The sequence below is a fragment of the Pseudomonas alkylphenolica genome, assembly GCF_016009175.1.
Classification (GTDB): domain Bacteria; phylum Pseudomonadota; class Gammaproteobacteria; order Pseudomonadales; family Pseudomonadaceae; genus Aquipseudomonas; species Aquipseudomonas alkylphenolica_B.
Genome location: NZ_JADUCM010000019.1, coordinates 42,513 through 55,940, shown reverse-complemented (window position 1 = coordinate 55,940; position 13,428 = coordinate 42,513). Strand labels below are relative to the sequence as shown.

The window sequence follows — 13,428 nt, the reverse complement described above, 5'->3', positions numbered from 1 at the left end:
GATCACTCTTCGCTGGTGTGCACTTTACGGTGCAGGATGGCCTGGAACTCGTCGGCGAACGTGTAGTAACGGCCGATCAAGACTTCACTGCGGGCAGCGAAACGGTTGTAGGCAATAACCGCTGGAATCGCGGCGAACAGGCCGATGGCGGTGGCAATCAGCGCCTCGGCGATACCCGGGGCAACGGTGGCCAGGGTGGCCTGCTGAGCACTGGCCAGGCCGCGGAAGGAGTTCATGATGCCCCATACGGTACCGAACAGACCGATGTACGGGCTGGTGGAACCCACGGTTGCCAGGAACGGCAGGCTCTGCTCGAGCTTCTCTTCCTCACGGGAGATCGCAACGCGCATCGCACGCCCGACACCTTCCATGACCGCATCAGGATCAACGCCCGGTTGCTGGCGCAGACGCGAGAACTCTTTGAAGCCGGCACGGAACACCTGCTCGACACCCGAGTCCGGGTCCGGATTGCTACCGGCCTGACGGTACAGCTTGGACAGGTCGATACCCGACCAGAAGCGCTCTTCGAAGCTGTCCAGGGCTCGACGACCGGCGCGCAGCATGGTGCTGCGCTGGAAAATCATGATCCATGACGTTACCGATGCGGCAACCAGAACCAGCATGACCAGCTGCACCACGATGCTGGCATTGCTGACCAGGCTCCACATGGAGGTATGGTCGACGACGTTAGCTTCCACGCTTAATCTCCTGCATTTGAATGAGTACCCGGATCGCCAGCCTCGGCAAATGCCGTACGCAGCGCTGGGGGAATGGCCCGGGGTTTGAAAGTATCGGCGCGCACACAGGCCACCAGGAACTGCCCTTCACAGAGCAGCGTTGCATCGCTTTCACGCCAGACCTGCTGTACGAAGCGCAGGCTGGCGCGGTTCAATTCAAGCACGTGTGCGGTAACCCGCAGTTCATCGTCCAGCCGCGCAGGCGCGTGATAGCGCGCTTCGCTGGAGTGGACCACGAACAGCAGGTTGTCCTGCGCCAATGCCGACTGGGCAAAGCCCAGTGCGCGTAACCGCTCGGTGCGGGCACGCTCCATGAATTTCAGGTAGTTGACGTAATACACCACGCCGCCCGCATCGGTGTCTTCGTAGTAGACCCGACAACGGTGTGCGAACGGCTCAAGCCCATTTTGCGCGCGCATACTCTAGTGCTTACTCCTCAGCTTGCCAATCCGCCCCGGCAACTGTTTTTTCATCGATTATGTCGTATTGCCAGCGTGGTCCTTCCGTGACAGCCGATAGGACCACAAAAACACCGGATAAATCTGTCATTCATCGGTCGGCGCAGAAAAACCCTCGCCGTTGACCGACTCGCCCAGGCGATTGGGGATATTCAGACCGAAATGCAGGTAGGCGTGCCGCGTTACCACCCTGCCCCGCGGCGTACGCATGATGTAACCCTGCTGGATAAGGTAGGGCTCGAGCACATCCTCAATGGTATGACGCTCTTCGCTGATCGCTGCAGCCAGGCTGTCGACGCCCACCGGTCCGCCATCGAACTTCTCGATCATGGTCAACAGCAGGCGCCGGTCCTGATGATCAAAGCCGCGTTCATCGACGTCCAGCAGGTTCAACGCCAGGTCTGCAATCGACTTGGTGATATGGCCTTTGCCACGCACCTCGGCAAAATCCCGTACCCGACGCAGCAGGCGGTTGGCGATCCGCGGCGTGCCTCGTGCACGGCGAGCGATCTCGAAGGCGCCTTCGTCTTCGATCGGCAAACCGAGGATGCCACCAGACCGGCTGACAATGGTCGCCAGGTCTTCGGTGTTGTAGAACTCCAGGCGCTGGACAATGCCGAAGCGGTCGCGCAACGGGTTGGTCAACATGCCCGCACGCGTGGTTGCACCCACCAGGGTGAACGGAGGCAGGTCGAGCTTGATCGAGCGCGCTGCCGGTCCCTCACCGATCATGATGTCGAGCTGGAAATCTTCCATGGCCGGGTACAGCACTTCTTCGACAATCGGCGATAGCCGATGAATTTCGTCAATGAACAATACATCGTGCGGCTCGAGGTTGGTCAGCAAGGCCGCCAGGTCGCCCGGGCGCTCAAGGATCGGCCCCGAGGTGCTCTTGATCGACACGCCCATTTCCTGGGCGATGATGTTGGCCAGGGTGGTTTTGCCCAACCCGGGCGGGCCGAAGATCAAGGTGTGGTCCAGCGACTCGCTGCGCCCGCGGGCAGCCTGGATGAACAGGGCCATCTGCTCGCGCACCACCGGCTGACCGATGTACTCGGCCAGGCGCAGCGGGCGAATCGCCCGGTCCTGGACCTCTTCGCGGTCACGCCCGGTGGCGGCTATCAATCGATCGGCTTCAATCACTTAGATCATTCCCTTCAGGCTGCGGCGGATCAGCTCTTCGCTACTCAGGCCCTTGGCATCGACAGCAGCCACCGCCTTGCTGGCTTCCTGGGGCTTGTAGCCCAGGGAAATCAGGGCACTGACGGCATCGGCCTCGGCGCTGGAAACCGTTGCCAGTGGCAGCGGCCCGTTGGGCACCAGGGCAAACATGGCCGGCGAGGTTTCCCAGGCCTTGAAGCGGTCTTTGAGCTCGACCAGCAAGCGCTCAGCGGTCTTCTTGCCAACGCCGGGCACCTTGACCAGTGCCGAGGCATCCTGTGCCTGGACGCAGCGTACCAGTTCGTCGACATCCAGGCCCGACATCAATGCCAGGGCCAGCTTGGGGCCGACGCCGTTGAGGCGGATCAGCTCGCGGAACAGCTCCCGCTCGCGCTTCTCATGGAAGCCATAAAGCAGGTGAGCGTCTTCGCGCACCACCAGGTGGGTGTGCAGGGTCACCGCCTCGCCGACCTTGGGCAGGCGGTAAAGGGTGGTCATTGGCACTTCGAGCTCATAGCCCAGGCCATTGACATCAACAATCAGGTGCGGCGGCTGCTTTTCAGCCAGGGTGCCGCGCAAACGTCCAATCACGTTGCCATCCTTCCTCATGGGCGCCGGCAAACAACCGGTCAACCCTAACAGCAAATGCAATGCGCCAAGGCATTGCGCGGTCAAAATTTGTTTCAGCGCATGATGCTATCAGAGCCGCAGGCGCCCGCTGCGACTGCGTGCAGTGCCCAGGCCATGCGGCAGCAAACTGGAGCGCGTATGCGCATGGCACAGGGCAATTGCCAGTGCGTCCGAGGCATCAATCTGGGGCTTTTGCGTCAACTTGAGCAGGTGCATGACCATCAGTTGTACTTGCTCCTTGTTGGCCCCACCGGTACCGGCAACCGCCTGTTTGACCTGGGTTGCACTGTATTCGGCGATTTCCAGCCCTGCTTCAATCGCCGCGACGATCGCCGCCCCGCGGGCCTGCCCCAGCTTCAGTGCCGAGTCCGCATTACGGGCCATGAACACCCGCTCGATGCCCATGGTTACCGGCCCGTATTGGCTGATGATCTCGCGGACACCGCGAAACACGATCTGCAAACGTTCAGGCAACTCGCCGCTGCCGGTACGGATACAGCCGGAAGCCACATACTCGCAGCCCCGTGCCCCTTGGCGCACCACCCCATAGCCGGTGATGCGCGAGCCAGGGTCGATGCCAAGAATCAGAGTCATAACGCCTGCGTATTCATTGACGCGCGTCGCGTCGTTGTAAAGACAGAAGCCGGACCCGCCGTCAGTCGTAACACGACTGCAGGCGGATCCGGCTTCCAACCAGCCAGGGCTGTACTTTAGCCGAGGCTTTCCATGATTTCGTCGGAAATCTCGGCATTGGAGTAGACGTTCTGTACATCGTCCAGGTCTTCAAGCATGTCGATCAGCTTGAGCACCTTCTGTGCGCCGTCCAGGTCCAGTTCGGCACTGGTGGTCGGCTGCATGACGATTTCCGCGTCCGCCGCCTTGAAGCCGGCCTCTTCCAGCGCATTGCGCACGGCATAGAAGCTGGCAAACGAGGTGAACACGTCGAAGGAGCCGTCTTCATTGCTGACCACATCGTCAGCGTCGGCCTCCATCGCCGCTTCCATCAGCGCATCTTCATCGACGCCCGGCGCAAAACTGATCTGCCCCTTACGCTCGAACAGGTAAGCCACGGACCCGTCGGTGCCAAGATTGCCACCGCACTTGCTGAAGGCATGACGCACGGCAGCAGCGGTACGGTTGCGGTTGTCGGTCATGGCCTCGACCATGATCGCCACGCCACCCGGACCGTAGCCTTCGTAGCTGAGCTCTTCAACGTTATCGGCTTCGGTCGCACCAGCACCGCGGGCAATGGCCCGGTCGATGATGTCGCGACTCATGTTGGCACCCAGGGCCTTGTCCAGAGCCAGACGCAGACGCGGGTTGGAGCCCGGATCGCCACCGCCTTGCTTGGCGGCAACGGTCAGCTCACGAATCCACTTGGTGAAGATCTTGCCCCGCTTGGCGTCCTGACGCTCTTTGCGGTGCTTGATGTTTGCCCATTTGGAATGACCAGCCATAACGACTCCGAATCCTTTGAAACAATGCCATGCCCCTGCCCGGCACAAACCCGGCAGGAACCATAAAATCAGTACTGCTTAACGCAAAGGCGCATCCATTTGGATGCGCCCGGGGTCCGCTTACTCAGCCTTGGGCTGTTCGCGCAGACGGATATGCAGCTCACGCAGGGCCTTGGCGTCGACCAGGCCAGGCGCCTGGGTCATGACGCACGCAGCGCTCTGGGTTTTCGGGAAGGCGATGACTTCACGAATCGACTGGGCGCCGGTCATCAGCATGACCAGACGGTCCAGGCCGAAGGCCAGGCCACCGTGCGGTGGTGCACCGAACTTCAGGGCGTCAAGCAGGAAGCCGAACTTCTCTTCCTGTTCGGCCGCCTCGATACCCAGCAGACGGAAGACCGCCTGTTGCATTTCCTTGCGGTGGATACGGATCGAACCGCCACCCAGCTCGGTACCGTTGAGGACCATGTCGTAGGCACGCGACAGCGCCGTTGCCGGGTTCGCTTCCAGCTCTTCAGGCGAGCACTTCGGCGCGGTGAACGGGTGGTGCAACGCGGTGAAGCTGCCGTCGTCGTTCTCTTCGAACATCGGGAAGTCGACGACCCACATCGGCGCCCACTCGCAGGTGAGCAGGTTGAAGTCGGTACCGACCTTCAGACGCAGCGCACCCAGCGCTTCGCTGACGATCTTGGCCTTGTCGGCGCCGAAGAACACGATGTCGCCATCGACCGCACCAACGCGATCGAGGATCACGTTCAGGTTGGCCTCGGGGATGTTCTTGACGATTGGCGACTGCAGGCCTTCGACGCCCTTGGCGCGCTCGTTGACCTTGATGTACGCCAGGCCTTTGGCACCGTAGATGCCGACAAACTTGGTGTATTCGTCGATGCGGCTACGCGGCATGCTCGCAGCACCCGGCACGCGCAGCGCGGCAACGCGGCATTTAGGATCGTTGGCCGGACCACTGAAGACCTTGAACTCGACGTCCTTGAGCTGGTCGGCGACGTCTACCAATTCCAGCGGGTTACGCAGGTCAGGCTTGTCGGAACCGTAGCGGCGCATGGCCTCTTCGAAGGTCATGTGCGGGAATTCGCCGAATTCCAGGTCCAGCACTTCCTTGAACAGCTTGCGGATCATCTTCTCGGTAATGCCCATGATCTCGGACTCGTCGAGGAAGCTGGTCTCGATGTCGATCTGGGTGAATTCCGGCTGACGGTCGGCACGCAAGTCTTCGTCACGGAAGCACTTGGCGATCTGATAGTAGCGGTCGAAACCGGCGACCATCAGCAGCTGCTTGAACAGCTGAGGCGATTGCGGCAGGGCGAAGAAACTGCCGGCGTGGGTACGGCTTGGCACCAGGTAGTCACGCGCACCTTCTGGCGTGGCACGGGTGAGGATCGGCGTCTCGACGTCGAGGAAGCCGTTCTCGTCGAGGTAACGACGGATGCTGGAGGTGATGCGCGAACGCAGACGCAGCTTCTCGGCCATTTCCGGACGACGCAGGTCGATGAAGCGGTAGCGCAGGCGGGTTTCTTCGCCAACATCGGAGAATTCGTTCAGCGGGAACGGCGGGGTTTCGGCCTCGTTGAGAACGGTCAGCTCGTAACCCAGTACTTCGATGGCACCGGAGGCCATGTTGGCGTTCACAGCGCCAGCCGGACGCGGACGCACCTTGCCGGTGATCTGTACCACGTATTCGCTGCGCACGCGGTCGGCGGCGGCAAAGCTTTCTGCGCGATCCGGGTCGAAGACGACCTGGGCCATGCCTTCGCGGTCACGGATATCGAGGAAAATCACCCCGCCGTGGTCGCGGCGACGATGGACCCATCCGCAAAGGGTAATTTCCTGACCTTCCAGGCTCTCGTTCAGTTGGCCGCAATAATGGCTGCGCATCATGATGGTGGTTTCGCTTCTCGTCATTCGTGTGTTCAGTGGAGGCCTTGGCGCCCCAAAGGGCTAATAGTGCAAGACCCTGCCGGTGCAATTCAACTCAGTCGGCCTTGTCGCCGCTTGCAAGGTTCTTTTTCGCGCCGGTCTTGAAATCGGTTTCGTACCAGCCGGTACCGCCCAGGCGGAAGCCCGGGGCAGAAATCAGTTTCTTCAGCTCGGGCTTCTGACACGCCGGGCAATCGGTCAGCGCTGCGGCGCTGATCTTCTGGAGGACTTCCATCTGGTGATTACAGGAAGCACATTGATAGTCGTACAGGGGCATAGGCGCGTCTCGTTAACCACAGCACAGGCTGATTCAGGCAGTAAAGAGCGGGATTATATATGGTTAAGGAGTGCTGTGCAGCCCGGCAACCGACTAGCGTGCCACCTGTCCACCGAGCAGATACGCCACACAGACCACCCGGATCAGGCCGCTGAAATTTTTAACCCCGCCATGACGCAGGTGCACTTCACGGTCGACATAGGACAACACCGCGTTGACCGAGCACTGATTGGCCTCGGCGATTCGCTCGAGAATGCGCCAGTAGATTTCCTCCAGGCGCAAACAGGTCGCGAATCCGTTCAAGCGCACCGAGCGCGACAACGGCTGGGCCAGCCCCATATTAAAGCCTGCGTCGAACGGATCGACGCCTTTCGTGCCCGCCTTACCCGACACCCGGCTTCCGCGATTCATCCATGAAGACATACAACCACCACTCGCGCTGATTAACAGGGAAATAACCCCGAGCGATTGCCTTCACTCAGGAGCGTCCCCTAATAAAGCGCTGACGTATTTATTGCTTCCAGCAGACTGGCTTACTCTGTCTGTAGGACTACTCGGCAAGTGAGCAGGTTTATTGCAACGGTAGAATGCTTTCCCTGATAGTAAAAATTGCCCGAACCTGCGGTTAATCCGGGCAATTATTCTGCTTCTGTCCGGAGGCTGCCGGGTTACTTGCCTTCCAGCAGCGAACGCAGCATCCAGGCAGTTTTCTCGTGCACCTGCATGCGCTGGGTCAGCAGGTCGGCCGTCGGCTCATCACTGACCTTGTCGAGCAACGGGAAGATACTGCGGGCGGTGCGGGTCACCGCCTCCTGCCCCTCGACCAGCTGCTTGATCATCTCGTTGGCCGCCGGCACCCCTTCCTCCTCTTTAATGGAAGAAAGCCGGGCATAAATCGAATAGGCACCCGGTGCCGGGAAGCCCAGCGCACGAATGCGCTCGGCAATCGAATCCACGGCCAGGGCCAGTTCGTTGTATTGCTCTTCGAACATCAAGTGCAACGTGCGGAAGGCCGGGCCAGTCACGTTCCAGTGAAAGTTATGGGTCTTCAGATAAAGTACATAAGTATCCGATAACAGTCGCGACAACCCATCGACAATGGACTTGCGATCTTCTTCGCTGATACCGATATCAATAGCCATGCCATTCCCCTTTCCATGATGCTTGATCATCAAGCAGGTCCGTCTCACTGTATCAATACTTTCCCGGCACCGCAGCCTTCTGACCGCGACACAGTGCTGCAGGTACCGCAGGCCCGTGCCCACAGCAATCGACACACGGTTTGCCGATGATTTGAGATGCCTTGGGCTTTGCTGTTAAATAGGCAGCGTGCCGCCTCTGACGATAGTCAAACCAGAGGCGCATAGGCTGACCTTTTCTCACGTTTTTGCGCTTTTTAAGCCGATGCGCGCCGTGATGTCAGCTCTTCCTGTGATATGCCTTATTAATGTGAGCCAACCAACATGTTCAAGATCGTCCACTTGCTGACGGGCGTTGCAGCCTTGCTGCTGTCCTTCATACCCAGCCTGCGTACCGACGCAGCGCCCCTGCTGCAGCAACCGGAGGCCGTCTACCTGGCACTTTTCGGGCTGCTCAACCTGCTCCTCGCCCCGGTACTGCCACAGCACTATAAAGGCACACGCCTGCACCTGCAGCGCGCGGCCAGTGTCTTGCTGGTGGCGGCGGTGGTACTGCAGACACTGACCCTGCTGGCGCGCCCGGAACTGGGTAACCTGCCCGCCCTGGGCAGCACCCTGCTGGCAGTACTCCTGCACCTGATTGCCGGTTTCCTCAAAACCGGTAGCGCGCGCAGCCAGCAGCACACCCAGTACGACATGACCAACCGAGATACCGGCACGGTCAAGTGGTTCAACACCTCCAAGGGCTTCGGTTTCATCTCCCGCGACTCAGGGGATGACATCTTCGTTCACTTCCGCGCTATCCGCGGTGAAGGCCATCGCGTGCTGGTCGAAGGTCAACGCGTGGAGTTCTCGGTAATGAACCGCGACAAAGGCCTGCAGGCCGAAGACGTGATTGCCGCGCCCCGCCGCTGATCGTGCTGCAATAAAAAACCGCGGCGCCTTGGCGACCGCGGTTTTTTATTGCCTGCACGCCGGGCAGATCAGTAATGAGGCGGCGGCGCTTCTTCTTCGCTGCTCTGGTACTGGCCGACCATTTCCTCATAACGCTTGAGCAAGGCCGCCATCTGCAACTGCAAACGCTCCACCACGCGCTGCTGATCGACCAGCACATCGTTCAGGGCCTGCAACGTATCGTCCTGGAATGCCAGGCGACTCTCCAACTCGGTTACCCGCGCTTCAAGTGTCATTGCTCACACCTCGGCAACTGTGAAGTCATCATTGAGTAACGCTTTCAGCCGCTCGCGCAACTGAGCAACCTGTTCATTGGTGTAAGCAGTGGCTGGCGTGTGCCCCCATACCGGAGACGGCCAGGCAGGATCGTTACGCCGACGAACAATGACATGCATATGCAGTTGCGCGACAACATTGCCCAGGGTTGCAACATTCATCTTGTCGGCGTCAAAACCATCTTTCAGGACTTCGGCCAGAAAAGTGGTTTCTTTCCAGAGCTGCGCCTGATCGGCGTCATTCAATTGAAACAACTCACTGATATCGGCACGGCGCGGCACCAGGATGAACCAGGGATAGTTCGCATCCTTGCTTAACAGCAATCGGCAAAGAGGAAAATCCCCAAGCACATAGGTGTCGTCTTTAAGACGCAGATCCAAAGCAAACACAGGGAGCTCTCCTGAAACTATTTAGTACGTTGCCCGCGCCAGTTTAACCCGCGCAGCAGGCCACAGGTGATCAGGATACCGCCGTTCGCCCACCGGTACATGGCCAAGCCCGCGCCAACACGTCGAAACGCACCGTTTTGGCTACTTCTACAGTGGTGTTTCCGCTAAACGAGCAGGTAACAACCTGCGGGAGAATGAAACGCTACTTTTCGCACCAAAATGAGGCTTGCCAACCACAGGCGGCCCCGTAAACATCCGGAAACTACCCAGCAGAGCGGTTGCACGGTAACGATTTGACCGTAAAGACAGTTTCTACCTTTATTCCCAAACAACCTGTCTGCGCAAACCAATGGATCTTAGCCCCCCGGATTTACGGTGTTTTGCGCCTTTCATCGGCTCCAGCGTGAAAAATTCGTGAACTGGTCTAGCGTTTGTGCACGCTTGTTGCATCCTCCTCTGCCACAGTCGGCACGACACCTGCATTGCGGTGAAGCGCGACAAATAACACAGCTGCATGGGTGAACCAGGGAGTTCGGCGTGTCGGGGTTAGATTTTTTTTACCTACCCTTAAGCCGCACAGAACAGCGCTGGCGTTGTACGACCCGCATAAAACCGGGACGTGATTTGCGACAGGGATTTAACCGTTAGCGACATGGCCGTAAAGTTACCGAAAGGATCTACTCCCCCATATCGCCAACAACAGTCTGCGTGATATACATTTCCGCCGACACAAAAAGAAAGAGCCGCGTCGTATAAAAAAACCAATCGACGACGGCAGTACTCTTCCTAAAAACCAAAGGAGCAAATCACGATGCGCGTGATGAAGTGGAGCGTTCTCGCCCTGGCTGTTGCCGCCGGCACCTCGCAAATGGCAATGGCCTCGTCTCAAGATGAGTCCAAAGGGTTTCTCGAAGACAGCAAGCTCGATGTTAAAACCCGCATGCTGTATTTCAGCCGCGACTTCCGTAACGTAGACCACGATGATCAAAGCCGCGTTGAAGAAACCGGCCTGGGCTTCCTCGGTACTTACGAGTCCGGCTTCACCCAAGGCACCGTAGGCTTCGGCGTTGACGCCATCGGCATGCTCGGCCTGAAACTGGACAGCGGCAAAGGTCGCGCCGGTACTGGCCAGTTCCCATCTGGCGCCGACGGTCGCTCCGAAGACTCCTTCTCTGAAGGCGGCGGCGCGGTCAAGATGCGCATCTCCGACACCGTACTCAAATACGGCACCCAGTTCACCGCTATGCCGGTCCTGGCCACCGACGACAGCCGTCTGTTGCCTGAAACCGTTGAAGGCTTCTTGCTGACCAGCAAGGAAATCAAAGGCCTTGAACTGAACGCCGGTCACTTCACCGCGCTGAACGCCCAGTCTCAGTCGTACCACGACAGCATCGGTGGCCTGGACGATGACCGTAACAAAAACCCTGGCCTGACCCAGGCTGACGTCATCGGTGGCACCTACGGCTTCACCGACAACCTGACCACCAGCGTTTACTACTCCCACGTCGAAGATCACTTCCGCAAGTGGTACGGCAACATCAACTGGGCGCTGCCGATCAACGACAACCAGGGCCTGGTGTTCGACTTCAACATCTATGACACCAAGTCCCAGGGCGAGAACCGCACCGGTGCCTACCGCACCTTCGGCGGCGAACTGGACAACACCGCGTTCAGCCTGTCGGGCGCTTACAACATTGGCGCTCACACCTTCACCTTGGCCTATCAGGCGCTGAGCGGCGACGGCGACTATGCCTACGGCATCGACGGCGGCGGCTCCATCTTCCTGGCCAACTCCATCGCCCGTTCCGACTTCAACGCCGAAGACGAGAAGTCCTACCAGGCACGTTACGACCTGAACTTCGCCGAGTTCGGCGTTCCAGGCCTGACCTTCATGACCCGCTATGTCAAAGGTACCGACGCCAAGACCCGTACCACCGACGACGGCAAGGAATGGGAACGCGACATCGACGTGAAGTACGTGCTGCAAGAAGGCCCTGCCAAGGACCTGAGCCTGCGCGTTCGTCAAGCGACCTACCGTTCCGGCGACGGCGTTTACTACGGTTCGCCATCGATCGACGAACTGCGTCTGATCGTGGAATACCCGCTGAGCATCCTGTAAGCCCCGGGCTTTCAGTACTCCCAGCACAAAAAGCCCGGCACTGCCGGGCTTTTTCTTGTCTCGATTCGGGCTGACAACGGCTTCACGCTCCGGCATCCTGTACGCCATCGAATCGCCCCCGTACAATGCGGGGTCATTTAAAGTCTTAAGCAACCGACAACGGCCTACCATGCGCACCAGTCAATATTTGCTCGCTACCCAGAAAGAAACCCCGTCCGACGCAGTCGTCATCAGCCACCAGCTCATGCTGCGCGCCGGCATGATCCGCAAGCTCGCTTCCGGCCTTTATACCTGGCTGCCGATGGGCCTTCGGGTGATGCGCAAGGTTGAAACCGTGGTCCGCGAGGAAATGAATGCCGCTGGCGCCCTGGAAGTGCTGATGCCAAGCATCCAGCCCGCCGAGCTGTGGCAGGAGTCCGGCCGCTGGGAACAGTACGGCCCTGAGCTGCTGCGACTGAAAGACCGCCATGGTCGTGACTTCTGTGTGGGCCCGACCCACGAAGAAGTGATCACCGACCTCGCGCGCAACGAGCTCAACAGCTATAAACAGCTGCCATTGAACATGTACCAGATCCAGACCAAGTTCCGTGACGAGATCCGTCCGCGCTTCGGCCTGATGCGTGGCCGCGAGTTCATCATGAAGGACGCCTACTCCTTCCATGCCGACCAGGCTTCCCTGCAGGAAACCTACGACCGCATGCACCTGGCGTACAGCAACATCTTTACCCGCCTGGGCCTGGACTTCCGCCCAGTGCAGGCAGACACCGGCTCTATCGGTGGCAGTTACTCCCACGAATTCCATGTGTTGGCCGACTCTGGTGAAGACGATGTGATCTTCAGCGACAGCTCCGACTACGCCGCCAACATTGAAAAGGCCGAGGCCATTCCACGGGAAACCGTGCGCCCGGCGCCAACTGAAGAGCTGCGTCTGGTCGACACCCCGGACGCCAAGACCATCACCCAGCTGGTAGAAAACTACGGCCTGGCGATCGAAAAGACCGTCAAGACCCTGATTGTCCACGCTGCCGAAGAAGGCAAGCTGATTGCCCTGATCGTTCGTGGCGACCACGAACTGAACGAGATCAAGGCTGCCAACCTGGCAGAAGTCGCGAGCCCACTGGTCATGGCCAGTGACGAAGAGCTGCGCGATGCCATCGGCGCCGGCGCAGGCTCTCTCGGCCCGCTGAACCTGCCGCTGCCTTGCATCATCGACCGCTCGGTCGCACTGATGAGCGATTTCGGCATCGGTGCCAACATCGATGACAAGCACTACTTCGGCGTCAACTGGGAACGTGACCTGCCGGTTCCACAGGTCGCCGACCTGCGCAACGTCGTAGAGGGCGACCCGAGCCCGGATGGCCAGGGCACCCTGGTGATCAAGCGCGGCATCGAAGTCGGCCATATCTTCCAGCTCGGCACCAAGTACAGCGAGGCGCTCAAGTGCCAGGTACTGGGTGAAAACGGCAAGCCGGTAACCCTGAGCATGGGTTGCTACGGCATCGGCGTTTCCCGCGTGGTAGCCGCCGCCATCGAGCAGAACTACGACGACAAGGGCATTATCTGGAGTGACGCCCTGGCACCGTTCCAGATCGCTCTGGTGCCTCTGCGTTATGAAACCGAGGAAGTCCGTCAGGCCACTGACAAGCTGTACGCCGAATTGACCGCGGCAGGTTTCGAAGTCCTGCTGGACGACCGCGACAAGAAGACCAGCCCCGGCATCAAGTTCGCCGACATGGAGCTGATTGGTATCCCGCACCGCATCGTCGTCAGCGATCGCGGCCTGGCCGAAGGCAAGCTGGAGTACAAACAACGTACCGAAAGCGAAGCCCAGTCCTTGCCGGTAGCCGATGTCCTGTCGTTCCTGCAGGCCCGTATTCGTCGCTGATAGTCAAACAA

At 59.4% G+C, this 13,428-nt stretch carries 15 protein-coding genes; 3 read left to right on the top strand and 12 right to left on the bottom strand.

Annotated elements, in window-relative coordinates:
• Positions 1 to 2: 2 nt before the first annotated feature.
• From tolQ to I5S59_RS16895, 10 genes are all read right to left on the bottom strand, one after another.
• Positions 3 to 698: a protein TolQ gene (gene tolQ / locus I5S59_RS16940; protein ID WP_128322363.1), complete on the bottom strand. Its 696-nt coding sequence runs from the start codon at positions 696 to 698 to the stop codon at positions 3 to 5.
• Between the two features lie 2 nt (positions 699 to 700).
• Positions 701 to 1,156 carry a tol-pal system-associated acyl-CoA thioesterase gene (gene ybgC / locus I5S59_RS16935; protein ID WP_128322364.1) on the bottom strand — a complete coding sequence of 152 codons (456 nt, stop codon included), beginning with the start codon at positions 1,154 to 1,156 and terminating at the stop codon, positions 701 to 703.
• Positions 1,157 to 1,282: 126 nt separating this feature from the next.
• A complete protein-coding gene (ruvB, locus tag I5S59_RS16930) occupies positions 1,283 to 2,338 on the bottom strand; it encodes a Holliday junction branch migration DNA helicase RuvB (RefSeq protein WP_197877640.1) in 1,056 nt (351 codons plus the stop codon).
• Complete coding sequence (gene ruvA, locus I5S59_RS16925; protein WP_038613864.1) at positions 2,339 to 2,947, bottom strand: Holliday junction branch migration protein RuvA; 609 nt, start codon at positions 2,945 to 2,947, stop codon at positions 2,339 to 2,341.
• 108 nt (positions 2,948 to 3,055) lie between these two features.
• Positions 3,056 to 3,580 carry a crossover junction endodeoxyribonuclease RuvC gene (gene ruvC, locus I5S59_RS16920; protein WP_197877639.1) on the bottom strand — a complete coding sequence of 175 codons (525 nt, stop codon included), beginning with the start codon at positions 3,578 to 3,580 and terminating at the stop codon, positions 3,056 to 3,058.
• 116 nt (positions 3,581 to 3,696) lie between these two features.
• Positions 3,697 to 4,443, bottom strand: coding sequence for a YebC/PmpR family DNA-binding transcriptional regulator (locus I5S59_RS16915; RefSeq protein ID WP_128322367.1), 747 nt, complete (start codon positions 4,441 to 4,443; stop codon positions 3,697 to 3,699).
• Positions 4,444 to 4,563: 120 nt separating this feature from the next.
• Positions 4,564 to 6,339: an aspartate--tRNA ligase gene (aspS, locus tag I5S59_RS16910; protein ID WP_128322901.1), complete on the bottom strand. Its 1,776-nt coding sequence runs from the start codon at positions 6,337 to 6,339 to the stop codon at positions 4,564 to 4,566.
• Between the two features lie 94 nt (positions 6,340 to 6,433).
• Positions 6,434 to 6,655, bottom strand: coding sequence for an FmdB family zinc ribbon protein (locus tag I5S59_RS16905; RefSeq protein WP_197877638.1), 222 nt, complete (start codon positions 6,653 to 6,655; stop codon positions 6,434 to 6,436).
• 93 nt (positions 6,656 to 6,748) lie between these two features.
• Positions 6,749 to 7,078, bottom strand: a complete 330-nt coding sequence (locus tag I5S59_RS16900; RefSeq protein WP_197877637.1) for a ribbon-helix-helix domain-containing protein — start codon at positions 7,076 to 7,078, stop codon at positions 6,749 to 6,751.
• Between the two features lie 245 nt (positions 7,079 to 7,323).
• Complete coding sequence (locus I5S59_RS16895) at positions 7,324 to 7,797, bottom strand: Dps family protein (RefSeq protein ID WP_128322369.1); 474 nt, start codon at positions 7,795 to 7,797, stop codon at positions 7,324 to 7,326.
• A 321-nt stretch (positions 7,798 to 8,118) separates the two neighbouring features.
• Here I5S59_RS16895 and I5S59_RS26525 point away from each other — a divergent pair, with 321 nt between their 5' ends.
• The gene (locus I5S59_RS26525; RefSeq protein WP_197877636.1) at positions 8,119 to 8,709 is read left to right on the top strand and encodes a cold-shock protein; all 591 of its coding nucleotides are present in this window, start codon (positions 8,119 to 8,121) and stop codon (positions 8,707 to 8,709) included.
• A 68-nt stretch (positions 8,710 to 8,777) separates the two neighbouring features.
• Here the strand turns inward: I5S59_RS26525 and I5S59_RS16885 are convergent, their stop codons facing one another.
• Entirely contained in the window at positions 8,778 to 8,984 is a 207-nt protein-coding gene (locus I5S59_RS16885; RefSeq protein WP_128322371.1) for a SlyX family protein, read from the bottom strand.
• 3 nt (positions 8,985 to 8,987) lie between these two features.
• Positions 8,988 to 9,413: an HIT family protein gene (locus I5S59_RS16880; protein ID WP_197877635.1), complete on the bottom strand. Its 426-nt coding sequence runs from the start codon at positions 9,411 to 9,413 to the stop codon at positions 8,988 to 8,990.
• Positions 9,414 to 10,224: 811 nt separating this feature from the next.
• Here I5S59_RS16880 and I5S59_RS16875 point away from each other — a divergent pair.
• Together I5S59_RS16875 and I5S59_RS16870 are read left to right on the top strand one after the other, a co-directional pair.
• Positions 10,225 to 11,532, top strand: coding sequence for an OprD family porin (locus I5S59_RS16875; RefSeq protein ID WP_197877634.1), 1,308 nt, complete (start codon positions 10,225 to 10,227; stop codon positions 11,530 to 11,532).
• Between the two features lie 169 nt (positions 11,533 to 11,701).
• Entirely contained in the window at positions 11,702 to 13,417 is a 1,716-nt protein-coding gene (locus I5S59_RS16870; RefSeq protein ID WP_197877633.1) for a proline--tRNA ligase, read from the top strand.
• Positions 13,418 to 13,428 lie beyond the last annotated feature (11 nt).

Coding starts and splice junctions, on each gene's coding strand:
- ybgC (WP_128322364.1), bottom strand. CDS start 1,156: ATGCGCGCGCAAAATGGGCTTGAGCCGTTCGCACACCGTTGTCGGGTC.
- ruvC (WP_197877639.1), bottom strand. CDS start 3,580: ATGACTCTGATTCTTGGCATCGACCCTGGCTCGCGCATCACCGGCTAT.
- I5S59_RS16915 (WP_128322367.1), bottom strand. CDS start 4,443: ATGGCTGGTCATTCCAAATGGGCAAACATCAAGCACCGCAAAGAGCGT.
- aspS (WP_128322901.1), bottom strand. CDS start 6,339: ATGATGCGCAGCCATTATTGCGGCCAACTGAACGAGAGCCTGGAAGGT.
- I5S59_RS16905 (WP_197877638.1), bottom strand. CDS start 6,655: ATGCCCCTGTACGACTATCAATGTGCTTCCTGTAATCACCAGATGGAA.
- I5S59_RS16900 (WP_197877637.1), bottom strand. CDS start 7,078: ATGTCTTCATGGATGAATCGCGGAAGCCGGGTGTCGGGTAAGGCGGGC.
- I5S59_RS16895 (WP_128322369.1), bottom strand. CDS start 7,797: ATGGCTATTGATATCGGTATCAGCGAAGAAGATCGCAAGTCCATTGTC.
- I5S59_RS26525 (WP_197877636.1), top strand. CDS start 8,119: ATGTTCAAGATCGTCCACTTGCTGACGGGCGTTGCAGCCTTGCTGCTG.
- I5S59_RS16885 (WP_128322371.1), bottom strand. CDS start 8,984: ATGACACTTGAAGCGCGGGTAACCGAGTTGGAGAGTCGCCTGGCATTC.
- I5S59_RS16875 (WP_197877634.1), top strand. CDS start 10,225: ATGCGCGTGATGAAGTGGAGCGTTCTCGCCCTGGCTGTTGCCGCCGGC.
- I5S59_RS16870 (WP_197877633.1), top strand. CDS start 11,702: ATGCGCACCAGTCAATATTTGCTCGCTACCCAGAAAGAAACCCCGTCC.